Origin of the sequence: Parapedobacter sp. ISTM3 (genome assembly GCF_016533505.1) — a bacterium.
GTDB classification, from domain to species: Bacteria; Bacteroidota; Bacteroidia; order Sphingobacteriales; family Sphingobacteriaceae; genus Parapedobacter; species Parapedobacter luteus.
The window spans coordinates 38,826-64,865 of record NZ_JAENGN010000009.1; the positions used below are offsets into that span (position 1 = coordinate 38,826).

The window sequence follows — 26,040 nt, forward strand, 5'->3', positions numbered from 1 at the left end:
TCCTTCCGACAACGCTTCTTGAAACGTTGCGGAACTTTGTAACGCCAAGGGAAAGGTACCGCCCGCGGCGGGGAGTATGGTTTTTTATTTAACATTTTTAATGAGAATTAACATGGCAATTAAGTATAATATTCTGGAAATCGGCAAACCGGGAGATCCGGCAGCACCGAAGAAATTCTATGCACGGCCGGTCCATGCAGGAGAGATTACGATCGAGAACCTGCCGGCAGACATCTCGTATCCCTCATCGCTTACCGAGTCTGACGTCTATGCTGTTCTGTAGAGTTTGGTGCGCGAAATTCCGCGTAACATCTCCCACGGGTATATGGTCCGCTTGGGTAACCTCGGCGCATTCCGCCTAGAGAGCAACAGCACAGACTGCGACATGGAGGAAGACATGACCGCAGCGAACATTTTCCGAAAACGCCTGCTGTTTTATCCCGGCAAGCATGTCAAAGCGGTGATCGATCGTCATTTCCTATTGGTCTTAACATAACTCACTGTTCTTGCGTCAATTTTGTCATATTCCTTATGAGTACCGAACCATACCACAAATACAATCTTTATCGATATTCAATATCGACGATCAGGCGATACCTATTATCATGGATATGGGCATAGCCCAACTGATGGTGGCAGTAAGGGAAAGTTTTCAGGAATAGTTGACATCCGATAACGGCCGCATCGCCGTGCCATAACGGAAAAGCGCTATCGTAAGCCGGAAATAACGCTACCTTTTTGGCGCATTGGCTTTTAACCGTGATACTCGCTGCGAGATTTGCTGCCGGGTATCTCCAAAGGATTGAAAATCTTCATCTGACGGTGGTTCGAGCAGATCGCGCGCTCCCAATGCGGCCATTTCGGGCGTCACATGGAAGGCATCCAAAATGATAGCGGGATAGAAGGCTTTGTCGGTCGTTTGTGAGCGTTGTCCCAGCCAGTTCAACGTGAAATAACGCAAATTCAACACGACAAACACGATATACCCTTCGGGCAGCAGTTTGCTGCATTGCCAATCGATTTCGGTATAGTCATGGTCGGTTTTTGCAACATCAAATCCTGCACAGTCTATGATGTACGCATTGCCTTCCCTAAAATCGAGCGCCGTAACGAAAATACCGAAACCGCAATTGGGCCGCAAGAAATTCGGCGGATAAACGATATCGTCCGCTGGAATGAAAGGCCCTAGCTTGAATCGGATGGTGCCGTTGGGCGCCACATTAAAGGACGGCGGTACAGCGACAAGTTTTTCAAATAGTGCGTTCTCGTTAAATGAAAACCCCTTCAATTGGTTGAGGTCAGCATCGTGGAGATCCCGTTCGCCAATCTCCGATTCGGCCGTACGGATGCAGGCCGCTACCTTCGCCGTGAGCCGCCGTACCATATTGCCGTCATATTCCTCATATACGTTATCGAAAATGCTGCGTATGAATTTAGCTTGCCTCGCAGCCAGGCCAAATTCGAGTGCACTCAGTTTTGTGGAAAGCGTCTGTTTCACTCGTTTGGGCGCAATTTGCATGATTTGCTTTTCTTTATATCCCCGGTAGACGATGTTGTCGATTTTGCCCCGGATTTTCCCGTTTTTATCCCGTAATGCCATGATAATGGTTTTGACGTGTTTTTAATTATGTTATCTTCGTATGTCAACTACCGTAAGACCTGTGGTTACCTTTCTTTTCTGCCGCGTAAAGCTCCAAGCAAGGCCATGTTCGATATACCTTCGCCATGTCTAAATTGCGTAACCATAAACAATCCATAATGACTCCATAAATAATGCCCAAATAATGGATTCATCATGGACTCTTTATGGACTTATTATGGACTCATCCCGAAGGAATCTCCCGGAAATCGCGAAGCTCGTGTATTTATGTATCGAACAATCATTAGGGTACGTTCAGGGCATCGGTAGACGCTACCCAAAATTAAACAATCGATACCGATTATCCAAATCTGTTTCAGCACAAATAGGTCATCACGGCTCTTGTGTTGATGGCTTCGCTATTGTGCATCGGCTTCTTCTTTCACCGTCTTCCGCCGTATTGCAAATAACCGCCGGAAATACTCTTGAAAGGTATAAAATTCCTGCCGATAGACCAACCCCAAGGCGCTGACATAATTTTCATTCATTGTCAGTGGCAGGAAGTTGCGGCTGTTCAACCGGTTTGAACCGCGTAGCACCAGTCGCCCATCCTTGCGGATGAGGTACAGCAATTCGGCATCGGTGACAACGCGATCGCTGAATACATTGAGGTCATTAAGATTCCGCCTGTCGGTGACTCCGCCGGTAAAAATCAATCGGTCGTTAAAAAACCTGAATGACGCACTGGCGTCGTTGAGTGACCGGATATTGAGATCGACAAAATTTAAGTTGAGCGACTGGGCAATGAGATTGTTGAGCTGATTGAAAGCAAGCTCCGTGCCGGCACTCAGCAGCGTGTTATTCAGTTCCCTGCTGAAGTCGGTAGCCGAACCCGGGGCAAAGCTGCGGCGCACGATAAGGCTAAGCGCCTGTTGGTTGATGTTGTTAATGTCGCTAAGGTAACTCTGAAGCTCGTCTTTCACATACGGATCATTTGGGAAGTTGAGCGCAAACGTGATATCCGGACGCATGAGGTTGCCGTTAAGGTTCATAACGGCTTGGGCCAATACGCGTTGTTCCACAGTTTCCCTGCCCGCGGCATTGTACAACGGGGCAAGGCTGGTACGATGTCCATAGACGGCCGAAAGGCTGATCGTAGCATCAGCGGGCTGCCCTGTCCAACGGATCGTCCCCCCCTGATTGATGTCAAAGATCTTATTGATGAAGTCCTGTGCGACAAAGGTGAATTTGCCCGTATTTATCGAATAATCACCGAACATTTCGAAGTCGCCGAGACTGGAAATGCGTAGCGACAACAGCCCTTCTCCCCGCCCGGAAAGCTCGCCCAGGTCGGTATATAAACTGGCTTCCGCCTCTGGTGTGATCTGTAAATCCATGTTCATGCTCAACCCCTTGAACAGGCGTGATTGGGGACGCTGTGTGCCCGATGTATCATGGCTGACAAACCGGATAAAATCATTGTCGCTCACCGTACCCACTGCATTGAGCGGAATATGCAGGCTTGTCTTATCGTTTGTGCGGGCCTGCACATTAATGGTTATCGCGTTTGTCGGGCCATTGAATGTAAACCTTCCGGTGCCGTACGCGGTTCCATAATATAGTGAATTGTCCCTGAATGTGGTATTAAGCAGCAGGAAATTGGTAGCATCAACGGCGACGTCGATATCCGGTACCTGTGGATTGCTCATGTCCACTTTTCCGTTGGCGATGGCTTTATTATTTCCCGGGTCGGTGATCTCCAAATCGTTAAACATGATGGTACTGTTTGACAACGACACTTCGTCGTTGATACGATAAGGTGTTTTTAGGTAGTTGACCGTAAATCCGGCATGATGTAAGTAGCAGGTGCCATTTATTTGCGGTGCCAGCACCGAGCCGGAGATGCGGAGATTCGCAGAGACCGTGCCGCTGATATCCGAAACAAGGTTGCTGAGAAACGGTTGGAAAACGACCAGTTCGCTTTGGTTGAGCGTGGCCTTTACGTTCAATTTGTCTGTTGCAGCGGCGGCATTGTAGGTGCCGGTGGCGCTAAGGGTGTTCACTTGGCCATTGACCACTTCCAGTCTTACATTCACCAATTCGGTGGTCCGGTCAAAATCGGCCTGCAATAATACATCGCCCAGCGCAGTGCGGTTGAAGTGCACGCTCCTGGCTTCCATGTCGGCTAAAGCGTAGGGGTTTTTCAAGACGGACGAGACATCCATGCGGCCATTCAGTATCCCCTCAAGCTCGATGCCCGAGGGCAAGGTCAGGGAGTTCAGCGTTTTCAGGTCGAAGTTTTCGAAGGTCAGTAATGCGTTGTCACTTGGCGCGGATGAAATCGTTCCATCAAGTTGGACAACCTGATTGTCGTTTGAAATTTCGAGGCCATGTACGGTAACCTTGCCTTCATTGAGGTAAAACAAAGCCTTCTCATCGAGCCGCCATGGTTCCTTATTCAACACCAGTGCCGAAGGAAGCAACTGCATCCGCAAGGGTACGTTTCTTTCAAAATTTACCAACCCGTTTAAATCCAATTGGTTATGGGCTGTCACATCCGCAAGTTTCAAATTGAACAACAGGCTGTCATTTGCAATGACGTTCGCCAGATTTACGTTGTCTACATAGAGGCTGTCGGTGAGGCTCAGGCGATCGGCGGTAACCAGTAGCCGCAACATCCCTTCGCGCGTGGATTCGTCGATAATCAATCGTTTCAGGCTTATGTTGCCATACGACAATTGGGGGATCAGGAGGTTGACGTAAGTCGATGTGTCTGTCGTGGAAAAACGAGCCGTCATCGATACTTCGTCAGACAAGGTAAGCTTCGGCACGAACAAAGCGGCGACGGGCGCGACGTCTTTAAGGGTCACATTGAAATCAAATGCCTGTTTTCCGGTGGCTCCTACATCCCATCCCAAGGCTGGGACATAACGCATGGCATTGGCTTTGAAGTCGTCGGCCAGTGTATTTAAATCGACTGTTCCGGTTAAGGCCGCATCGGCGATGGTCGAACGCAGCTGAAACGTCCGTCCTGCTCCTAATCCTGCTGCGGTAAGTACCAGCGAGTCTACGGTATGTGTATCATCGCCCACCTGAAAGCTAACGTTATGCATAGCAACCGCGCCTTGGAGGGTATTTAACGTGTTGCCCGTCAACTGAGTCGTCAAGTCAGCCTCTTTAACCGTAACGGGATCATTTTCATACCAGTGGATGTTGCGCAGATGCGCGTATCTTACATGGGCATTAAATCCGTATTCAGGCTGTTGGGGGGAAAAGTTGATGTCGCTATCGACGGTCAACTGTAGGTTCGGGTCGTTTATCGCTGCATTACCGATAAACCGCATTTTTGCGAGCGCGCCCTTTGCGTCGATGTGGGAATAGCGATACCCCTTGAAGTCCAAGTGGCTGATATAGCCCGCCGCCCGGCTATCCATCTCGTCGATGACCAAGCCCGTGCCGGCTATCGTAACATCGAACCCCGTATGGCCAAGTTGCATCCCCGGAAACAATACCCCCACATTGAAATTTTCAGACGATAGCTTTCCCTGATAGCGCCCTCCATCACGGATGTCAAGGTTTATATCGGCAGTGATTGATCCTAGCGCGGTTTCAACCGTGCCGTCGGCAACGAAATCGTAGTAAAAGCCCTTGAGCGTACCCTGGTAAACGATGGTTTCCATCGGGTCGAACAGCGCTGGCAAAACCAATTCAGGCATACCACTGAGTTGAGGCACCAACGATTCGATTTCTTGGCTGCTGGTGACCAGTCGGCGGATTTGCATGGCAAACACCGTCTGGCTGATATCCGGTAATCCGGCAACGGTAACATCGCCATGTAATTGGGTATTGCTGCCGAGTTGCATGGCCACACGCCTGGCCACGAAGGAGGCGACTTGACCCTTAAACGTGCCCGAGAGTGCAACGTCAAAACGGGTGGTCGCAACGTTTGGCGCAAAAAATGCGATATCCTCAGAATGGAGCTGCGAGCGATCGAGATTCAATTCCACCGTAACATCGTGGACAAAATTGTTGAACGCCGAAAAATCATCATACTCGAGCCGGAGGTAATCCCGCAGCCGGCTCCGGTTGGTTTCGACATACAGCTCCTGCAGCTCAATACTACTCGTGTCTACCACCGCCTTTGCATTCATTTCGCGAAGGACAAACCCGCTTTTCTCGCGAAACGAAAGGTTTTTGATGGTTGATTTAAACAGATGATTGGTAAAATCGATTTCAGAAAAATTGCCCTTAAGCGCTGTCAGTTGAATATCTTTGAAATTGATGCCGCTTACAGCCGAACGGTCTTCCAGGTCCGTATACTCCAATGTGATATTGGATAGGTCCACGGAACTGATTTCCAACGATATATGCCGCTTTGAAGATTGCGACGGCGCGGTGGGGCGGAAGTAATCCAGAATAAACGAGAGGTTGCTGCCGTTTGCAGACCGTTTGAGATACAGGCCGCCATCAGCGAGTTTTGCATGTTTGACGACCACCCGGCCCTCACGCAGTGTCCATAAATCTACCGCTGCGGTCAGCTGACGCGAATACAACAGCGTGTCGCCGGTGGTGTCTGCTACAAATAGCCCATTAAGCACCAGCGAGGAAAACGGCCGGAAATATAAGCCTTCCAACGACACGGTGGTGTGCAGCTCCCGGGAAAGGTAGGCAGCGGCTTTTTTTGCGAAATAGGTCTGGACAGCCGGGTACCGAAGCGAATAGGTCAGCCCGGCAAGCAGTAGCAACAGCCCGGCCAGCGTCCATAACGTTATTTTTAATACTTTTTTTATATTTTTGTTTCGTTTAAACGTATCCAATATCGTGTCCCATGCCCGTCATCCTCGGTATCGAATCATCATGTGATGAAACATCAGCAGCCATTAGTATAGACGGAAAAATCCGATCGAATATTATTGCGAACCAGACCGTCCACGAAAAATTTGGCGGCGTAGTGCCGGAGTTGGCTTCACGCGCACACCAGCAAAACATCATTCCAGCCGTCGAGCAGGCCATTCGCGAGGCAAAAGTACATAAAAATGATATAGATGCGGTGGCTTTCACGCGGGGTCCGGGCTTATTGGGCTCGCTGCTGGTCGGAACTTCGTTCGCCAAAGCGTTCGCCCTTGCACGCCATATTCCCCTGATTGAAGTGAATCATATGCAGGCGCATATTCTCGCTCATTTTATAGAGGAGCCGGTGCCTGAATTCCCTTTTCTGTGTTTGACGGTCTCCGGTGGCCATACGCAATTGGTGTTGGTTAAGGACTACTTTAAGATGGAGCTGCTGGGGCAGACACTGGATGATGCAGCAGGTGAGGCATTTGATAAAACCGCCAAAATCCTTGGCCTTCCTTATCCTGGCGGTCCATTGATTGACCGCTATGCCCAGCAGGGCAATGCAAAGGCATTTGCATTTCCCGAGCCACAGATTCCGGGGCTTAATTTCAGCTTCAGCGGCTTGAAGACAGCCATCCTTTACTTCGTCCAGCAAAAGGAACAGGAGGCTCCTGGGTTTTTGCAGAGCCGGCTCCACGATATCTGTGCCTCGGTACAGGAACGTATTGTCTCCATTTTGCTAAACAAACTCAGGCGGGCGGCAGAGGAGGCCGGCGTGCGGGATGTCGCCATCGCCGGTGGAGTTTCCGCCAATTCGGGCCTCCGCAACAGCTTGATAACGCTGGGCGAACACTTGGGATGGCGGGTGTTTATCCCGCGCTTTGAGTATTGTACGGATAATGCAGCCATGATAGCGATTGCGGGGCATCATAAATATCGCGCCGGTGATTTTGTGGGGCAAGATGTGGCACCGCTGGCGAGATACAGTGTATAGCATCCGGCTGAAAGCCAATAAAAAACATATAGAAAAAATGAACTGGAAACCCAATGTCGACCGTTACGAAAACATGCCGTTCAACCGTTGCGGCAAAAGCGGGCTGAAACTTCCTGCTATTTCTCTTGGTCTGTGGAACAATTTTGGTGACGATGTGCCGCATCAAACCAAACAAGCAATATGCCGGCAAGCGTTGGACTTGGGCATTACTCATTTTGATCTGGCCAACAACTACGGCCCCCCGCCGGGAAGCGCCGAGCTGGCGTTTGGCCGTATACTGAAAGCGGATTTCGCCGGGCTTCGCGATCAGTTGGTCATTTCTTCGAAGGCCGGCTATGACATGTGGCCCGGCCCTTATGGCGAATGGGGGAGCCGTAAGTATTTAATTGCCAGCTGCGACCAAAGCCTGAAGCGAATGGGATTGGATTATGTGGATATCTTCTATTCTCACCGGTTTGACCCCGAGACGCCGCTTGAAGAAACCATGATGGCGCTGGATCACATTGTGCGTTCAGGCAGGGCACTCTATGTAGGCATTTCGTCGTATAATACGAAGCGTACCCGGGAGGCGGCGGCTATCCTCAGCGAGTTGGGTACGCCCTGTCTCATCCACCAACCCAGCTATTCCATGCTCAATCGTTGGATAGAAACGGACGGATTGTTAGCGGCGTTGGATGAGTTGGGTATGGGATCGATAGTCTTTTCGCCATTGGCGCAGGGCTTGCTTACCGATAGGTACTTGAATGGCATTCCGGCGGATAGCCGCGCCAATACCAGGGGCTTTTTTCAGCGAGCGTTTCTCAGCGAACAGAACTTGGCCAACGTGCGGGCACTTCATGCCATCGCACAGCGGCGAGGGCAAACACTTGCGCAAATGGCCATTGCTTGGGTGTTGCGGGATAGCCGTGTGACGTCGGCATTGATCGGCGCCAGCAGGCCCGAGCAAGTGGTTGATTGTGTGGGTGCGCTCAGCAAACTGGATTTCTCAGCGGATGAATTGGCCGAGATAGACAACCACGCCAAAGATGGCGCTATCAATATCTGGGCTAAATCGGCCGAATTGGAATAGCCCAGCTATCGCAATGGCTCACTATGCGCAGCGTACTCCAGTTCCTGGATGAATTCTTTTCCCCATCGTTCGATATCATAATAAGAAATGATTTCGTACAGCCTTCGCATGCGCAATACACGCTCGCTCTTCTCCATGTGGATGGCATGCAGTAAGCTGTCCTTGAGGTTTTTAGCATCATAGGGGTTGGTCAGTACAGCGTAAGGGAGCTCGACAGACGCGCCGGCAAACTCCGACAGAACCAATACACCGTCGGCGTCTTCCTTCTGGCCTTGAACGGCTACGTACTCCTTGGCTACGAGGTTGAGCCCATCACGCAGCGGGGTGATCCATGCGATATCAGCAATGGCATAGTAGGTGACCACCTCTTCAAATGGTACAGAACGGTAAAAATACCGAATGGGCGTCCATTCGAGGTTGGAGTACCTGCCGTTGATTTGGCCGACAGCACGGTCGAGCTCTTGCCGTATTTTATCGTATACTTTCATGCCCTGTGAAGGGGGCGTACAGATATTTATCAATTCGATTTTCCCGTGCAGTTCGGGATGTTCGTGCAATAGCTCGCCAAAGGCTTGTATTTTTTCAAGCGGACCCTTTACATAATCTAATCGCTCCACAGAAAGCACAATTTGTTTTCCGCTGGTGCGTTTTTCCAGGGTAGCAATGCGTTGTTTCGTTTTTTTGAGTGCATAGATGCGTTTGATATTGTCGACATTGATGCCCACTGGCTGAGCTCCCAATCGAATTAGGCGGTTGCCAACCTCGACTTTTTTGGTCATTTGGTCGATACCCAACGCGCAACTGTACGTAAGAAATTGCTTTGCCGCATTGACCCGTTCGATCACCTTTACAGGAGCATGGCTGCGCAAGACATCCACAAAATTCTCAACGTATCGAGGAATGTGAAAACTAACAAAATCGCACTGCAATAGGCTGCCGATGATTTCGCGTCGCCAGGGAATGATGTTGAAAACGTCTGCTGGTGGAAAAGCGGTGTGATGGAAGAATCCTATCTTTACGTCAGGGCGCAGCTGCCGCAGGAAGCCGGGCACCATCCAAAGATTATACTCATGTATCCAGACCAGCGCATCCTGGTCGGCTTCTTCGGCGATGCGGTCAGCGAATAACTTGTTGATTTTGACGTAATGCGCCCAATGGCTGTGGTTGAAGGAGGCCTTGTCTACAAACGAAAAGATCGTCGGCCAGAATGCTTCTTTTGAAAAAATGCGGTAAAAAAGGTCGATGTCCTTCTTGGAAAGCGGTATAGCCGATGCAATGAGATTGGGATACCGATCTTCATTGATGTATTCATTCCTGGCGAGGCCCGTTTCATGCTTTTCAACGACATCCTCGCCGATCCACACCCCGGATCGTCCTTTTTCGAAAAAGCCCAGCAGCGAGGGGATGATGCCATTCGGGCTTTTAGGCGGTACACGTCTTTCGACGCCGTCAACTACCTCTTTGTCAAACGGTAAACGATGATACACCATCAGCAATTGTGTTTCTCCCGATTGCTTGATTTTCTTTTTGGCCCCGGCCGTCAGGTAGAACTTCCTGAAGTCGGTGTAATGCTGGATAGCTTCGATGATGCCGCCAGCCCCCGGTGCCTCCGCCGCATACACCGTCGGATTGCCGGAGGTGGCCTCATACAAGGCTTCCTCGGCTTGGCCGACCACTACGCCTTTATATCCGGTTTGATACAGCGATAGGTCGTTCAGCGTATCGCCGGCGACCAATACCGCGTTATCGGCGATGCCGATGTGTTCGACCAATTGCCGAAGCGTACTGCCCTTACTTGTACCATTAGGCAGGATGTCAAGGTACTTGCCCGCCGAAAGCAATACATAGCAGTTCATGGCACTGGCGATGGCGTTGACAGCGTCTAAATCGGTGCTGTCATCATAATAAAATGAGCAGCGCCGTTGCTGCGGTACCTCCTGGAACCGCAATCCTTCGATGTTGCTAAAGGCCTGCTTAATGGTGAAAATACCGGGCCACTTGTCCTCTATCCCCGCTTGGATAGGTTCAACGGGTTCCAGTGTATGGCCATCTACGACGGTCGCACCAACGTCGCTGATGACGTAGGATGGACGTGGGATAATGGGATGATTGAGCAGTGGAAGAACGGTCTCCACGCCTCTTCCGGTGACGAAGACCAATTTGATGTTTTCATTTTGGCGGATAAGGCGATACAATTGAAGCCTATCAACACGTTTGCCGCCCAAAAAAGTACCATCGAGATCTGTAGCTAATAGCATCATATTGACTTGATTTTGGACCATTGCATGATGAAAGCGATAATGCCGCAATGGTGATGAAAGGTGGGCAAAGATAAGAATTTCTCAGGCCAATGGCAAATTTAATCGGCCTTGTCCTTAGCCTTCCACTGTTGGGCGAATGACTTTGGGGCGACGAAAGGCAGGTTTCTGCGCTTTCCCCAAGCCTTTTTGAAAAAACGGCTGAGCAGTATGTTTTTTAGTTTTCCACCTAATAAGTCGACTACCCAGCGCTTCGTCATGGCAAAAGTAAACCCTTTCCATGTTGCCTTCTCAGACTTGGAAACGATGTTGCTTGCTACTGCATCGCGCCGGTTGAGTAACAGCATCTGATGGATGTCTATTTTTACGGGGCACACTTCGGTGCACTTGCCGCACAGGCTTGAAGCATAGCTTAGGTGCTTGAATGCTTCCATTCCCCGAAGGTGGGGGGTAATGATGGAGCCAATAGGGCCGCTATAGGTGGTATTGTACGTATGACCGCCTACATTTTTATAGATAGGGCATCCGTTAAGGCATGCCCCGCAACGAATGCAGTACAAGCCTTGGCGCTGTTCCTTTTGTGCGAGCAGATCCGTACGGCCGTTGTCAAGTAGAACAACGTACATTTCCTCGGGCCCGTCGGTCTCGCCTTCTTGTCTTGGCCCGCCGATGATGCTGTTGTAGACCGTAAGCCGCTGTCCGGTGCCATGAGTAGCCAGCAGCGGCCAAAAGAGATCAAGGTCGGCCAAGGATGGAATGACTTTCTCTATGCCCACGATGGCGATATGTATTTTTGGAAATGTGGTGGTCAGCCGGGCATTGCCTTCATTTTCGGTAAGTGCGATGCTACCGGTATCCGCAATGAGGAAGTTGGCACCAGTAATACCCACGTCCGCTGCTGTGTACTGCTCACGCAGGAGCTTACGTGCCTGCAGGGTGAGGTCCTGTGCCGTAGCATCCGGCGGGGTGCCGAAATGCTGGTGGAAGAGCGCCGCGATATCCTGCAAGCTCAGGTGCATGGCCGGCGTCACAATATGGTATGGCTTTTGGTTTAACAGCTGCACGATGTATTCGCCCAGATCGGATTCCACCGTTTTTACACCTTTTCCTTCGAAAAAGTGATTCAACTCGATTTCTTCGGTGGTCATCGATTTGGATTTAACGACAGTCTTGGCGCCCGAGCGTTCCATGATTTTCCAGATTTCCTGGCGAGCTTCCTCGGCGTCGTTGGCCCAGATAACTTTGCCCCCTTTGCGCAGAAAGTTCGATTCGAACTCGGGCAATAGCTTGTCCAGGTTTTCCATCACTTTCCACTTGATGATATGGGCTTTCCGCTTGGCGTTTTCAAGGTGCTGAAACTGTAGCAGACCGCTTTGTACAGCTACGTCATATTTATCAATGTTGTAATTGATAATCTGCCGATGGCGCATGTCAAAGGCCTTTGCGGCACTGTCTTTCAGAAAAGTGGTTTCTTGTGCAGACGACATACGTATCGGTTTTTCTTATTATGATAACGTTAAAAGACGGAAAGTGTTGTGCCGGAGCTTAATGCCGGCACCGTCCGGGTCACTTGACCGAAATTGCCAGCTCGGCCAGCTGCCCGTCCGATATCGGCGCGGGTGAATCAATCATCACATCCCTCCCCGAGTTGTTTTTCGGGAAAGCGATCACATCGCGTATGCTATCGAGCCCCGCAAATATGGCCACAAGCCTGTCGAAGCCAAACGCAATGCCGCCATGGGGTGGTGCGCCGTAAGTGAATGCATCTAACAGGAAGCCGAACTGCTGCTGTGCCTCCTCCGGCGAAAATCCAAGATGTTTGAACATCAGCGATTGCAGTTCGCGGTCATGGATCCGGATGGAGCCGCCGCCGATTTCCGTGCCATTGATGACGAGATCATAGGCATTTGCCCGTACATCGCCCGGCTGGCTGTCCAACAACGGAATGTCTTCGGGTTTTGGCGATGTGAATGGGTGATGCATGGCATGATAGCGCCCACTTTCTTCATCCCATTCCAATAGCGGGAAGTCCACCACCCACAGCGGCGCATACGTGTTTTTGTCGCGCAGCCCCAATTGGGCAGCCAGCTCGAGCCGCAGCTCGTTTAACTGCTTGCGTACTTTATCGGCCTGGCCGGCCATCACCAACAGGAGATCGCCTGGCTTTGCATCAAATGCCTGCGCCCATTTTTGAAGTTCCTCGGGGCTATAGAATTTATCGACTGAGGACTTGAGCGAACCATCTTCGTTGACGCGGACATAGACAAGCCCTGTTGCGCCGATTTGAGGCCGTTTAATAAAATCCGTCAATGCATCCAGTTGCTTACGCGTATAGGATGCGCATCCTGCCGCATTGATGCCCACAACCAGCTCTGCACTGTCAAAGACGGGGAATCCGGCCCCTTTGACGATATCATTGAGCTCCACGAAGGACATCCCGAACCGAAGGTCAGGTTTGTCGGATCCATACAGTCGCATAGCCTCATCGTAGGTCATGCGCGGGATTGCGCCAAGGTCGATGCCTTTGACCGCCTTAAACAGGTGCTTCACCAGTCCTTCAAAGAGGTTAAGGATGTCTTCCTGTTCTACGAAAGCCATCTCACAGTCTATTTGTGTAAATTCGGGCTGCCTGTCCGCCCGAAGATCTTCGTCTCGGAAGCATTTGACAAGCTGGAAATAGCGGTCAAATCCCGATACCATCAACAATTGCTTGAACGTCTGGGGAGATTGCGGTAAGGCATAGAACTCACCAGGGTTCATACGGCTCGGGACCACAAAATCGCGGGCCCCCTCTGGGGTGGATTTAATCAATACCGGCGTCTCCACCTCCAGGAAATGCTGGGCGTCAAGATATTTGCGGGTTTCCTGGGCAAGCCTGTGTCGCAACACCAGGTTTTGGCGGACAGGATTGCGGCGGAGGTCGAGGTAGCGGTATTTCATTCGCAGATCGTCGCCGCCGTCGGTATCATCTTCAATGGTAAAGGGGGGAAGTTTTGCTGCGTTAAGCACCTCCAGCGACACAACTTTGATTTCAATTTCTCCGGTAGCCAATTTAGGGTTTTTGCTTTCCCGCTCAATGACGCGCCCGGTGACTTTGATGACATATTCCCGGCCAAGCTCCCGCGCTTTACTGCGCAGTGCCCCGTCATCGGCGGTGTCAAAGACCAGCTGTGTTACACCGTACCTGTCGCGCACGTCGATGAATGTCATTCCTCCCAAATCACGGGATTTTTGGACCCATCCGCTCAATACAACCGTTTTTCCTAAATCAGCGATGGTCAGTTCGCCGCATGTATGTGTTCTATGCATTTTACCATTTGTCTTAAGCGGCAAAAATAGCGGTTTTTTAAAAAGAACACGCAGCGTTTAGCTTAGGAATTTTTCAGCACTGCGCCGATTAGCATAAACATCCGGCGTAAGCTCTGCCCAATGGGACGTTTTCCCCGTTGTTTAGCAGGATATTGGACGCGCTACGCGCACGGATGGCATCTCTGTTGACTAAGTATGATTTGTGTATCCGCACAAACTTCTTGTTGTTCAAGATCGTTTCGGAAACTTCTTTGAGGCACTTGCGGAGTACGATTTTTCGATTGGTTGTGATAAACGTCGTATAGTTCCCCTCGGCGTGCGCGTAGATCATTTCGTCTATGTGGATTTTAGTCTTGTGTTTCCCGTCGGGAAGAAAAATGTTGGCGCTTTCGTCATGCGCCTCGATGTTGTTGAACGCAATTTCAATGGCTGCGTATACATCATTCCGGTTGAACGGTTTGACAATGTACCCCGCCGGCCTGGTGGATTTGGCAGCCTCGATCGTACTGCGATCGGCATGCGAAGTAAGGAAAATAAATGGTATATGGAATGTGCTGTTGATTTTGTGGGCAAGATCGATTCCCGTTTTTTCGCCGGAGAGAATAATGTCAACCAGGATAAGATCCGGCTGGCTGCTTTTAATGGCTGCTATCGCATCTTCGTAGGTTGTAGAGACGCCGCATACTTGGTAGCCTAATTCTTCCAGCATGTACTCCAGATCCATGGTGATGATAAGTTGATCTTCTACGATAAGTATTTTTTTTCTTTTCATGGGGTTAATCCGGTTATCCTACGTTATTATTCAGTTTCGATGCTTATCTAAATGTTGCAACTAAAGTATGCAGGTTGTACGTAATTTGCTGTAGGAATATGGCTACATTGTTGTAAGTCGCTTGTAATTAAGTGGTTTAATGGTGGGTGTGTCGGTTATTCGCAAACGCCGTCCTTCAGTATCCATACTTTAGAAACGCTGCTGCTCAGGAGGCCTGGTGCCTCGCCATGCTCCTGTACCTCATACGTCAGTACGATACTGCCTTCCTTTGGATTGCCCTTTGCGGTAAGGGCCATGGGTTGGTCCTTGTCTAAATGGACCGTGGTGCTAAACGGAAGCTCCGGGTTCTGTGCGGTCATCAAGCCGGAGCTCGTCCGGTAGGTAATGGATGATACCGTGGCCCCCTCTTGGGCAAAAACTCGGTACGTGACTGAACTTGGCTTGGAAAGCCGTATGACGTCGATGTCACAGTCGCACTGCCAAGGGAACAACTCCATGTTTTTATCGCAAGACAAAAACGGGAATAGAATGAAGGCCATCAGTTTTATAATCGCTAAGCGCATAGTCGTAGACAGGTATTTAACAGCGCAAAGATGCCGATAAAACACCCGTAATATCGACAAACCTCGCGGCTATTTTTTGTTTTGTAGGCGATCCACTACAACCTCTACTGCCTTCGTCATGCGGGTAAAATTGGTTGGTGGGCAGCCGGAACTCACTGAAACTAAATGTGGAAAACTTTTTTGTGGGGAAAAGTGGGAGAAAGTGGAGCAAATGCCTACTTTTACATCTGATTATGGGTGAAGTGTATTTATGGGGCATTTGATTGGCGAATTTGATTGCAAGCTGGATGCAAAGGGAAGGATGGTTCTTCCCGCCGCGCTCAAGAGACAAATAGTTGATGTCGAGCGTGATGGGCTTGTTGTCAGTCGTGGTTTCGAGAAAAACCTCGTGCTTTACCCAAGGAGTGAGTGGGATAAGATTACGCGTAAGCTGGCCAAGTTAAATCAATATGTGGCAAGGAACAGGAAGTTTATTCGCGATTTTACCCGGGGTGCCACTGAATTAACGCTCGATTCGGCAGGGCGCTTGCTGCTGCCCAAATCCTTGCTTGAATACGGAGGTATTGAGACGGATGTCAAACTCCTGTGTCAGTTTAGTAAGATTGAGGTATGGTCTAAAGAAGCGTATGATAAGTTGTGGGAGGATGGTGAGGATGATGACTTCGCCGAACTGGCAGAAGCAGTAATGGGGGATGATAACTTGGCTGACGATGACGATGAATGACGCATACCACGTGCCGGTGATGTTGCGCGAATGCATGGATGCATTGGCGATTAAGCCTGAAGGGATTTATGTGGATGTGACTTTTGGGGGCGGGGGACATTCCAGGGAGTTGTTAAAACACCTGAAGGAAAAGGGGCGGTTGTTTGCTTTTGATCAGGACCCCGATGCGTTGCGAAACGTCATAGATGATGAGCGGTTTGTGCTTATCCATCAGAATTTTAGATTTTTAAAAAACAACCTGCGGCTTCATGGCGTGAAGGAGGTAGACGGTATCTTGGCCGATTTAGGCGTGTCCTCGCATCAGTTTGACGATGCAGCGCGAGGCTTCTCGACGCGGTTTGACGCGGAGCTGGACATGCGTATGGACCAGACAGGCGAATTGGACGCCAAGCAGGTGCTCAATGCCTATCCGGAAGCCGAACTGCATCGTATTTTTGGCATGTATGGCGAATTGCAGAACGCACGGACGCTCGCGAAGGTCATCGCTACGGCGCGTATTACGCAGCCAATCCGTACAGTTGGCGAATTGAAGACGGTTGTAAAAGTTGTGGTGCCCCGCGGCAAGGAGCATAAATACTATGCTCAGTTGTTCCAGGCATTGCGTATTGAGGTCAATAAGGAATTGGATGCGTTACAGGAGTTCCTTCAACAGAGCGTATCCGTCTTAAAACCGGGTGGGCGGCTGGCGGTCATGTCATACCACTCGCTGGAAGACCGGTTGGTGAAGAACTTTATGGCGAAGGGGAAATTCAGGGGTGAGGTCGATAAGGATTTTTTTGGCAATGAGATTAAACCGTTCAAGGTTATCAGCCGCAAAGCGTTTACCGCAAGTGAAGAAGAGGTAAGCCGCAATAATCGGGCACGAAGTGCAAAATTAAGGGTGGCGGAAAAAGTTAATGAGTTCCGGACTTTAGACAGCTGATTTCAGATGAATTGACTATGGTAAGAAATGCGTACAAACAGCAGCCGTTGAGTGATGAACAGCAGGCCGAATTACAGGAAACTGTGGAGGAAAAGGCGGACGCCACGCGTACCTTTTTTCAGTCGCTCTTTGCTTCCGATCGGTTTTCATCTTCGGCGTTTGTCGGTTATATCCCTTTTATCGCATTCGTTGGGCTACTGGCGATCATTTACATCGCCAACCGGCATTATGCGGAACGCACCGTTCGGGAAATTGATCGCTTGGGCCGTGAAGTGAAAGAAATGAACTGGGATTACAAATCGCTTTCGGCGGATCTGATGAAGCTGACGACCCAAACGGAAATTGCCAAACGGGCCGATAGCATTGGCTTGAAAGAGCGGACAGAACCGCCAAAAAAAATAGTCGTTGTAAAATCAAAAAAATAGAAAAAGTATTTAATATAATATACGTGGCATGAACATCAGGACCGACATACTGCTTAGGGTATATTTGTCTTTTGGGCTGATTGTCCTTATTGCGATAGCGGTGTTGGCCAAGCTTTTTCATCTGCAATATGTAGAAGGGGCTGAGTGGCGGGAGATGGCCGATAGCCTTTCCACGCGTTATGTGGATGTTGAAGCCGTGCGGGGCAATATTTTCTCAAACGATGGCAGCTTATTGGCTACGTCTATACCGGAATATGATTTGCGGATGGATTTGCTGGCTCCGGGTATTGAATCAGATGAGGTGTTTTACTCCAAAGTGGATTCATTGGCTGCTAAGCTTTCCGCATTTTTTAACGATAAATCTTCAGCCCAATATTCACGTTTGCTCAAGGAGGCACGCAAGCGCAAAAATCGGTATTACTTGCTCAAACGCAATGTCGGTCATCAAGCGTTAAAACAAATCATGGAGTTTCCGATTTTTAACCTCGGCAAATATAAAGGGGGGTTGATAGCCGAGCGTAAGAACAAGCGGATACTTCCATTTACGAATCTGGCCGCGCGGACGATCGGATATAAGATACCTGCGGAAAATGTGCACGTGGGTCTGGAGGGCGCCTATGGCGAATATATTGACGGTAAGAGCGGCAAGCGTTTGGTTCAACGCATTGCCGGTGGTGTATGGATGCCGGTAAATCGCGAAATTGAAGTCGCACCGGTGGATGGTGCAGACATCATATCGACCATTGACGTCAACATGCAGGACATGGCCCAGCGGGCATTGGAAAAACAGCTCATCGCCAGTAATGCGGACAATGGTTGTGTGATACTGATGGAGGTGGCGACAGGCGAAATTCGGGCCGTAGCCAATTTTACGAAAGATGCAGACGGCGTCTACCGCGAAAAATTCAATTATGCCATTGCACAAAGTGCCGAGCCGGGCTCGACGTTCAAGCTGGCTTCATACCTCGTGGCATTGGAGGATGGAAAGATAGACACGAACACGGTCATAGAAACCGGCAACGGTACGTATCAGGTACACCGCCATACCATCAGGGACACCCATGCATACGGTACGGTGACGGTGAAGAAAGCTTTCGAGGTTTCTTCCAACGTAGCCATCACGAAAATTATCAATACACATTACCGGGAAAATCCGGCAGCATTTACCAAGCGCCTGCACGCGTTGCACCTCAACGAGCCACTTGGTTTGCAAATTCCCGGAGAGGGCAATCCGTTGATCAAAACACCCAGCAGTAAGAGCTGGAGCGGGCTGTCATTGCCACAGATGGCGTACGGATATGAGTTGAAGATGACACCGCTGCAGATGCTTACGTTGTATAATGCCGTTGCCAACAATGGCAAGATGGTGGCTCCGCTGTTTGTGAAGGAAATCCGGCACCTGGGCAATACGGTTGAACGGTTTGAAACGCGGGTCATTGAAGAACGGATAGCGTCCGAGCAAACAATTGGCAAACTGCGCGCCATGCTGGAAGGTGTCATGGTTGAAGGCACGGGCAAGCGGTTGCGCAATCCGCAATTTGCCACTGCCGGAAAAACCGGTACTGCACAGATGGCCGATGGCGCTGCCGGATATGCCAATCGCCGGTACCAGTCGTCGTTTGCAGGTTACTTCCCGGCAGACAACCCGAAATATTCCATGATTGTTGTCATTCGGAATCCGCGCAATGGATATTATGGGGCCTCCATAGCCGGGCCGGTATTCCGTGAACTGGCAGATATGGTTTATGCAAATGATCTCAACCTGCATCAGGATTTCGAACGGATGCGGTTCGTGGGAAATACCGAACCTCCTCCCTCGCTTAAGGGATCAAAAGCCGCTACATTGCGCGTCTTCAATGCACTGGGAGTCAAGACCACCTATGCGTCTGCGGAGCCAATGCAGCATATCGATACGGTGAAAGGTATTTCGTTTTCGGATGAAGAGATTAAGGAGGGAATCGTGCCGGATGTCACAGGTATGGGGCTTATCGATGCCCTCTATGCCCTTGAAAACTCGGGCTATCGAACCAAGGTAAAAGGTAAGGGAAAAGTAATCGCGCAATCGTTGCCCGCGGGGCAAAAAGTAAAGATGGGCGCATCGGTATTGATTGAGCTGAAATGATTGAGCTGAAAGACATACTTCATGGAATTCCGGTGCGTCAGGTCATCGGTAATTTAAACGTGGCCGTTTCTGACCTGAATTTTGATTCACGCAAGGTGATGCCCAATGGTATGTTTGTGGCGGTCGCAGGGCTGCATACGGATGGACATCAGTATATTGATGCGGCCATAAACCAAGGGGCGACCGTAGTGCTCTGCGAACAATTGCCCGAAATAACAAAGGACGATATTACCTATGTGCAGGTCGATGATAGCGCTTTTGCACTGGGCGTTTCGGCATCCAATTATTTTGGAAATCCTTCCAGGAAATTGCGCCTTGTGGGGGTAACCGGTACCAATGGGAAAACCACGATAGTCACCTTACTTTATAAACTGTTCCGTAAACTGGGATACGAGGTGGGGTTGCTTTCCACTGTACATAATCTTGTAGGCGACCGCGTGGTAGCTGCAACGCATACCACGCCGGATCCGTTGGCCTTGAACAAACTTTTGCATGAGATGGTCGACGCCGGATGCGACTATTGCTTTATGGAAGTAAGCTCGCATGCAATTGTACAGCAGCGGATAGCCGGGTTAAATTTTGCCGGAGGAATCTTTTCCAACATTACGCACGATCACCTGGATTTCCACAAGACATTTGACGAGTATATTAAGGCCAAAAAGACGTTTTTTGACGGCCTTGATCGGTTTGCTTTTGCGCTTTCCAATGCTGACGACAAACATGGCGCGGTGATGCTCCAAAATACGTTTGCGCATAAAAAGACGTACGGGCTTAAACACATGGCCGATTTCAAGGCTAAGGTAATCGAAAGCCACTTTGACGGCATGCTGCTTTATCTCGATGGTCAGGAGGTATGGGTGAAGTTGGTCGGTAATTTCAATGCCTACAACATCTTGGCCGTATATGGAGCGGCCATACTGCTGGAACAGGAGACGATGAAAATACTTACCGCACTTAGTAACATTACCGGGGCGGAAGGCCGGTTTGATACCACCATTTCCAAAAACGGGGTTATTGGCATTGTGGACTACGCGCACACGCCGGATGCGGTACAGAACGTGCTGGAGACCATCGGGGATTTGCGCAAGAACAAGGTACATATCATCACCGTGCTCGGGTGCGGTGGCGACAGGGACAAAGCAAAGCGGCCGGTGATGGCAGCTGTCGCGGTGAAGTACAGTGATAAAGTGGTTATCACATCGGACAATCCGCGCACGGAGGACCCTATGCAGATCATCCAGGATATGGAAAGCGGTATCCCCCAAGACAAAAAACGCAACGTTTTTTCCATTGCTGACCGCCGCGAAGCGATACGCGCGGCGTGCCATCTGGCCCAACCCGGCGATATCGTATTGGTCGCGGGCAAGGGGCACGAAAAATATCAGGAAATTAAGGGGCAACGCTATGACTTTGATGATAAGGCGGTTTTAGTCGGTGCGTTTAACGAACAATAACACGCGATATGTTATATTATTTATTTACTTGGATAGAAGAACATACACACATTCCCGGATCGGGATTATTCCAGTATATCTCGTTCCGTACGGCTATGGCGGTTATTGTGTCGTTGGTGGTCACTACCGGTTACGGCAGTCGGCTGATTCGCATTTTGCGAGCCAGGCAGGTCGGGGAGACTATCCGGGATCTCGGGTTGGAAGGCGAAAAGCAAAAGCAGGGTACACCCACGATGGGCGGGTTGATTATCATCGCCGGCATTATGTTGCCCACCTTATTGTTTGCCAAATTGGAAAACATCTATGTTATTCTGATGCTGGTCACGACAGTATGGATGGGGACAATTGGTTTCGTGGACGATTACATCAAGGTATTCCGGAAAAATAAAGAAGGCTTGGCCGGACGGTTCAAAATCGTCGGTCAGGTTGGATTGGGTGCAATTATAGCCTGCACCATGCATTTCCACCCCGATATTGTCGTTCGTGAAAAAGTCGCAAATCCAACACCCAACAGCGAGGTGCAGGTACAGGTGCAGGAAGACACAGGTCGAAAATTTTATACGAGGGGCGTCAAATCGACGAAAACAAATATCCCTTTTTACAAAAATAACGAATTTGACTACGCCAAAGTGCTTAGTATATTCAACCTCAATGGCCCTACAGTTACCTTTATCGTTTTTTTAGTATTTGTTGTTTTTATTGTAACCGCCGTATCCAACGGCGCCAATATCACCGATGGTATCGATGGGCTCGCTACGGGCACGTCGGCTACCATTGGTGGTACACTGGCCATTTTGGCATATGTGTCGGGCAACGTGATTTTTTCAGATTACCTGAATATCATGTATATACCCAATTCGGGTGAGCTGGTGATTTTTGCCGGAGCTTTTGTAGGTGCATGCACGGGATTCCTGTGGTATAACTCATACCCTGCGCAAGTATTCATGGGCGATACGGGCAGTTTGACAATCGGGGGGATTATTGCGGCATTCGCCGTACTTATCCGGAAGGAATTGTTGATTCCTATTCTCTGTGGTGTATTCCTTATCGAGCTTGTCTCGGTCATCCTGCAGGTTTCTTACTTTAAGTATACCAAACGGAAATACGGGGAAGGACGGCGGATTTTCAAGATGTCGCCTTTGCACCACCACTATCAGAAAAAAGGATACCACGAAGCGAAAATCGTTACGCGGTTTTGGATTGTGGGCGTTATCTTGGCGATTTTAACGATTGTGACATTGAAAGTAAGGTAAAAACAGAAACAAGTCAATGGCAATTATACCTGCATATCATTATCCGCAACAGGGCAAACTCGTGGTACTCGGTGCCGGGGAAAGCGGTGTTGGAACGGCTGTATTGGCCCAAAAGAAGGGCTTTGATGTGTGGGTGTCTGATGTCGGGCGCATTGCCGACCAATATAAAAAACAATTGGAGGAGGCGCAGCTGGCTTATGAGGAAGGCCAGCACAGCGAAGCGCAAATACTGGCGGCGGACTTGGTCATTAAAAGCCCAGGTATACCCAACACCGCGCCGATCGTACAGCAGCTTAAGGACAGGGGGATACCCGTGATAGCGGAGATAGAATTCGCCGCTCAATATACGGATGCCAAGCTGATATGCATTACCGGTTCGAATGGCAAATCGACGACCACGATGCTTACCTGGCATATCCTCCGGCAAGGTGGGCTCAACGTCGGCTTGGCGGGCAATATCGGGCGTAGTTTTGCTTTGCAGGTCGCCAACGAGCAATATGATTATTACGTCTTGGAGTTGAGTAGCTTTATGCTGGACGATATGGAACACTTCCGGGCGGATATCGCCGTGCTGCTGAACATCACACCGGATCACCTGGATCGGTATGATCACAAGCTGGAAAACTACGTGGATTCCAAGTTCCGTATTATCCGCAACCAACGGCCCGAAGACCACTTTATCTACTGCCTGGATGATCCGATTACCAAAGCCGGACTGGAACGCCACCAACCCGCGGCAATGACGTTGCCGTTCAGCCTTACCGAAAAGGTCGTGCCAGGGGCTTACTTGGATGAGAAAAACGAATTAGTGATTAACGTACCACAACAAGAACTATTTACAATGGATATTAATGAACTTTCCCTTCAGGGTAAACACAACATTTACAACAACATGGCTTCCGGTTTGGTAGCCAAAGTACAGGAACTCCGCAACGCTTCGATGAAGGAGAGCATGGGGTCGTTCAAAAATATCCCACACCGCCTGGAGTTCGTGGCCTGTATCGCGGGTGTCAACTACATTAATGATTCCAAGGCGACCAACGTCAATGCCGTGTGGTATGCGCTGGAAAGCCTGGCTCCACAGATCGTGTTGATTATGGGTGGCGTGGATAAGGGCAACGATTATGAAATGCTGCGGGATTTGGTGCGGACCAAGGTTCGGGCAATTGTGTGTATTGGGAAAGACAACTCACGGATATACGATTCGCTGGAAGATGATGCACGGATTATCGTAAATAGCTCCAGCATGCGCGATGCGGTGGAAATCGCTTCGCATCTGGCACAAAAGGGCGATACCGTACTGCTCTCGCCCGCTTGTGCAAGCTTTGACTGGTTCAAGAATTTTGAAGACCGTGGCAATCAGTTTAAAGAAGCCGTGATGGATTTGTGATCAGTAACCGGTGATCGGTGAAACGATACCAAATTAATAGGGTTAAGAAATGGAACAAGCATTTTCAAAATTAAAGGGTGACCGATGGCTATGGATTATCATTATCGTATTGTCCGTATGGTCGTTGCTTGCGGTGTACAGTTCGGTGGGTACGTTGGCCTATAAAGAAGGCAAGGGTACGGAAGTATACCTTATCAAGCATACACTGCTTATTTTCGGCGGCTTTGCGTTGATGTACATTTCGCATTTGCTGGACTACCGGTGGTACGCTGGGATCTCAAAGATTTTGATGGCGATTACCATCCCGTTGTTGTTGTATACCTTGATCTTTGGGAATACCATCAATGAGGCCAATCGATGGGTGACGATTCCGGTTATCAATCAGACGTTTCAGACCTCCGATTTGGCGAAACTGGCATTGATTACTTTCCTTGCGCGGACGCTGACGCGCAAGCAAGAAAATATCAAGGACGTGAAGAAAGCGTTTTTGCCCATTATGGGGGCCGTTTGCTTAATCTTCGCGCTTATAGCGCCTGCGAACCTCTCAACGGCGCTGTTGCTGTTTGGCGTAAGTGTATTGTTATTGATCATCGGCCGAATCAGTATCAAGCAGATTTTTTACGTGTGTTCGGGAGTTTTTGTGCTGCTCATTTTGATTGTGGCCCTCGGGCCGCGCCGGCAGACCTATATGTCGCGTGTCGAAACCTATCTAAGTGGCGAAGCTGCTGATGACGATAAGTCTTTCCAGTCCGATCATGCCAAGATTGCCATCGCTTCGGGTGGATTGTTTGGAAAAGGGCCGGGCAACAGCACGCAGCGCAATGTACTGCCGCACCCTTATTCGGATTTCATTTTTGCCATTATCGTCGAGGAATACGGTACTATTGGCGGCGTTGTGCTGGTTTGTTTGTATGTGGCGCTCATGTTTCGATGTATCCGTATTGTGACCCTCAGTCCCAAGGCGTTCGGAGCGCTGCTTGCAGCGGGCCTGGGCTTCAGCCTTACTTTGCAGGCACTTGGAAACATGGCGGTTGCGGTAGGTCTCGGTCCCGTGACCGGTATCCCGTTGCCGCTTGTAAGTATGGGCGGAACGTCTATCTTGTTTACTAGTGTAGCTTTCGGTATTATATTAAGTGTGAGTCGGAATATTGATGAGATGAAGGGAAAAGTAGTCGCAGAACGAAATAAAAAGGTCATTGTTGGCGAGATTCCAGTCATGGAATAACGCACGGCCAACATCATTAATCAAACAGCATTATGGCGGGTATCAAGACAAAACGGATCATCATCAGCGGAGGCGGCACGGGAGGGCATATCTTTCCGGCTATAGCGATTGCTAATGCGCTGAAACGTTTGGCGCCCGACACCGAACTGCTGTTTGTAGGAGCCGAGGGCAAGATGGAGATGGACAAGGTGCCGGCTGCAGGATATGAGATCATCGGCTTGGATATTCAGGGAATCAATAGGAAGTCGTTCTGGAAAAACCTAATCTTGCCGTTTAAGTTGTACAAAAGCATCCGTAAAGCCCGGCAGATTCTCCATGATTTCAAACCCGACGTCGCCGTGGGGGTAGGCGGATATGCATCTGGTCCGTTGCTGCATACGGCTGTGCAAATGGGTATCCCTTGCCTGATTCAAGAGCAGAATTCATACGCTGGTATTACTAATAAGCGCCTGGGTGCGAAAGTGGATAAGATATGCGTCGCATTTGAAGGCATGGATAGGTTTTTTCCGAAGTCAAAGATCCTGCTGACCGGAAATCCCATTCGGCGCGAGTCAGTGGATATCCGGAATAAACGGTTTGAAGCGGCGGAATTGCTGAGTCTCTCGCCGCATAAAAAAACCATCTTATTGACGGGCGGAAGCTTGGGGGCGCGTACATTAAATACGTGCATGCGCGACGGATTGGATAGGTTGGCAGCCGCAGATGTACAGCTTATTTGGCAATGCGGCGGCTATTACTATGATGAACTTCGCGAAGCGCTCGGCAATGGCCATGAAGGCGTGAAGCTGACGGCTTTTCTCCACCGGATGGATCTTGCTTATGCGGCGGCAGATGTCATTATCGCCAGAGCTGGAGCCGGTACCATTGCCGAATTGTGCGCAGTAGGTAAGCCCGCTATTCTGGTACCGTCGCCTAATGTTGCTGAAGATCATCAGACAAAGAACGCAATGGCCTTGGTCGACAAGGATGCCGCTTTAATGGTGAGCGATATGGAGGCTCCCCAAAAGTTGGTGGATACCGCATTGGCGTTGCTCGACGATGAGAAGCGCATCAAGGTGTTGCGAGCAAATATCGGTAAACTGGCCATATGGGACGCAGATGAAATTATAGCCAGGGAAGTGTTGAAACTGGCAGGGGAATGAAGC

Annotated in this window: 18 protein-coding genes and 1 pseudogene; 12 read left to right on the forward strand and 7 right to left on the reverse strand. The window is 49.8% G+C overall.

Annotated elements, in window-relative coordinates; genetic code table 11:
* Positions 1 to 112: 112 nt before the first annotated feature.
* A pseudogene (locus tag JHJ32_RS22870) lies at positions 113 to 496 on the forward strand (HU family DNA-binding protein).
* A gap of 234 nt (positions 497 to 730) precedes the next feature.
* Here the strand turns inward: JHJ32_RS22870 and JHJ32_RS13390 are convergent.
* Positions 731 to 1,600, reverse strand: coding sequence for a hypothetical protein (locus JHJ32_RS13390; RefSeq protein WP_200121291.1), 870 nt, complete (start codon positions 1,598 to 1,600; stop codon positions 731 to 733).
* Between the two features lie 398 nt (positions 1,601 to 1,998).
* Positions 1,999 to 6,396 carry a translocation/assembly module TamB domain-containing protein gene (locus JHJ32_RS13395; protein WP_200121292.1) on the reverse strand — a complete coding sequence of 1,466 codons (4,398 nt, stop codon included), beginning with the start codon at positions 6,394 to 6,396 and terminating at the stop codon, positions 1,999 to 2,001.
* An 11-nt stretch (positions 6,397 to 6,407) separates the two neighbouring features.
* Between JHJ32_RS13395 and tsaD the strand changes: the two genes are divergently transcribed.
* Positions 6,408 to 7,409 carry a tRNA (adenosine(37)-N6)-threonylcarbamoyltransferase complex transferase subunit TsaD gene (tsaD, locus tag JHJ32_RS13400; protein WP_200121293.1) on the forward strand — a complete coding sequence of 334 codons (1,002 nt, stop codon included), beginning with the start codon at positions 6,408 to 6,410 and terminating at the stop codon, positions 7,407 to 7,409.
* Positions 7,410 to 7,446: 37 nt separating this feature from the next.
* Entirely contained in the window at positions 7,447 to 8,478 is a 1,032-nt protein-coding gene (gene mgrA / locus JHJ32_RS13405) for an L-glyceraldehyde 3-phosphate reductase (RefSeq protein ID WP_200121294.1), read from the forward strand.
* A gap of 5 nt (positions 8,479 to 8,483) precedes the next feature.
* On the opposite strand, the gene ggpS is transcribed toward mgrA, so the two are convergent.
* The 5 genes from ggpS to JHJ32_RS13430 form a co-directional block, all read right to left on the reverse strand.
* Positions 8,484 to 10,739: a glucosylglycerol-phosphate synthase gene (ggpS, locus tag JHJ32_RS13410; protein ID WP_233632650.1), complete on the reverse strand. Its 2,256-nt coding sequence runs from the start codon at positions 10,737 to 10,739 to the stop codon at positions 8,484 to 8,486.
* A 98-nt stretch (positions 10,740 to 10,837) separates the two neighbouring features.
* The gene (locus tag JHJ32_RS13415) at positions 10,838 to 12,223 is read right to left on the reverse strand and encodes a LutB/LldF family L-lactate oxidation iron-sulfur protein (RefSeq protein WP_200121295.1); all 1,386 of its coding nucleotides are present in this window, start codon (positions 12,221 to 12,223) and stop codon (positions 10,838 to 10,840) included.
* 79 nt (positions 12,224 to 12,302) lie between these two features.
* Positions 12,303 to 14,045 carry an aspartate--tRNA ligase gene (aspS, locus tag JHJ32_RS13420; RefSeq protein WP_079717728.1) on the reverse strand — a complete coding sequence of 581 codons (1,743 nt, stop codon included), beginning with the start codon at positions 14,043 to 14,045 and terminating at the stop codon, positions 12,303 to 12,305.
* Between the two features lie 88 nt (positions 14,046 to 14,133).
* Positions 14,134 to 14,817, reverse strand: coding sequence for a response regulator (locus tag JHJ32_RS13425; protein ID WP_079717729.1), 684 nt, complete (start codon positions 14,815 to 14,817; stop codon positions 14,134 to 14,136).
* A gap of 155 nt (positions 14,818 to 14,972) precedes the next feature.
* Positions 14,973 to 15,314, reverse strand: coding sequence for a hypothetical protein (locus JHJ32_RS13430; RefSeq protein WP_200121296.1), 342 nt, complete (start codon positions 15,312 to 15,314; stop codon positions 14,973 to 14,975).
* A 316-nt stretch (positions 15,315 to 15,630) separates the two neighbouring features.
* On the opposite strand from JHJ32_RS13430, the gene mraZ reads away from it, so the two are divergent.
* Genes mraZ through murG form a run of 9 tightly spaced genes read left to right on the forward strand, consistent with a single transcriptional unit; the run spans position 15,631 to position 26,037 of the window.
* Positions 15,631 to 16,104, forward strand: coding sequence for a division/cell wall cluster transcriptional repressor MraZ (gene mraZ, locus JHJ32_RS13435; protein WP_079717731.1), 474 nt, complete (start codon positions 15,631 to 15,633; stop codon positions 16,102 to 16,104).
* The gene (gene rsmH, locus JHJ32_RS13440) at positions 16,097 to 17,026 is read left to right on the forward strand and encodes a 16S rRNA (cytosine(1402)-N(4))-methyltransferase RsmH (protein ID WP_079717732.1); all 930 of its coding nucleotides are present in this window, start codon (positions 16,097 to 16,099) and stop codon (positions 17,024 to 17,026) included. The genes mraZ and rsmH overlap by 8 nt, the downstream gene beginning before the upstream one ends.
* 17 nt (positions 17,027 to 17,043) lie before the next feature.
* A complete protein-coding gene (locus JHJ32_RS13445) occupies positions 17,044 to 17,451 on the forward strand; it encodes an FtsL-like putative cell division protein (protein WP_079717733.1) in 408 nt (135 codons plus the stop codon).
* Between the two features lie 28 nt (positions 17,452 to 17,479).
* Positions 17,480 to 19,573, forward strand: a complete 2,094-nt coding sequence (locus tag JHJ32_RS13450; RefSeq protein WP_079717734.1) for a penicillin-binding protein — start codon at positions 17,480 to 17,482, stop codon at positions 19,571 to 19,573.
* On the forward strand, positions 19,570 to 21,027 hold the full coding sequence (locus JHJ32_RS13455) for a UDP-N-acetylmuramoyl-L-alanyl-D-glutamate--2,6-diaminopimelate ligase (protein ID WP_079717735.1): 1,458 nt from the start codon (positions 19,570 to 19,572) through the stop codon (positions 21,025 to 21,027). The genes JHJ32_RS13450 and JHJ32_RS13455 overlap by 4 nt, the downstream gene beginning before the upstream one ends.
* An 8-nt stretch (positions 21,028 to 21,035) precedes the next feature.
* Positions 21,036 to 22,280: a phospho-N-acetylmuramoyl-pentapeptide-transferase gene (gene mraY, locus JHJ32_RS13460; RefSeq protein ID WP_079717736.1), complete on the forward strand. Its 1,245-nt coding sequence runs from the start codon at positions 21,036 to 21,038 to the stop codon at positions 22,278 to 22,280.
* Between the two features lie 16 nt (positions 22,281 to 22,296).
* Positions 22,297 to 23,670 (forward strand): UDP-N-acetylmuramoyl-L-alanine--D-glutamate ligase, encoded by a 1,374-nt coding sequence (gene murD / locus JHJ32_RS13465; RefSeq protein WP_079717737.1) that lies wholly within the window; start codon positions 22,297 to 22,299, stop codon positions 23,668 to 23,670.
* 49 nt (positions 23,671 to 23,719) lie between these two features.
* Positions 23,720 to 24,895: an FtsW/RodA/SpoVE family cell cycle protein gene (locus JHJ32_RS13470; RefSeq protein ID WP_079717738.1), complete on the forward strand. Its 1,176-nt coding sequence runs from the start codon at positions 23,720 to 23,722 to the stop codon at positions 24,893 to 24,895.
* 32 nt (positions 24,896 to 24,927) lie between these two features.
* Entirely contained in the window at positions 24,928 to 26,037 is a 1,110-nt protein-coding gene (murG, locus tag JHJ32_RS13475; protein ID WP_079717739.1) for an undecaprenyldiphospho-muramoylpentapeptide beta-N-acetylglucosaminyltransferase, read from the forward strand.
* Positions 26,038 to 26,040 lie beyond the last annotated feature (3 nt).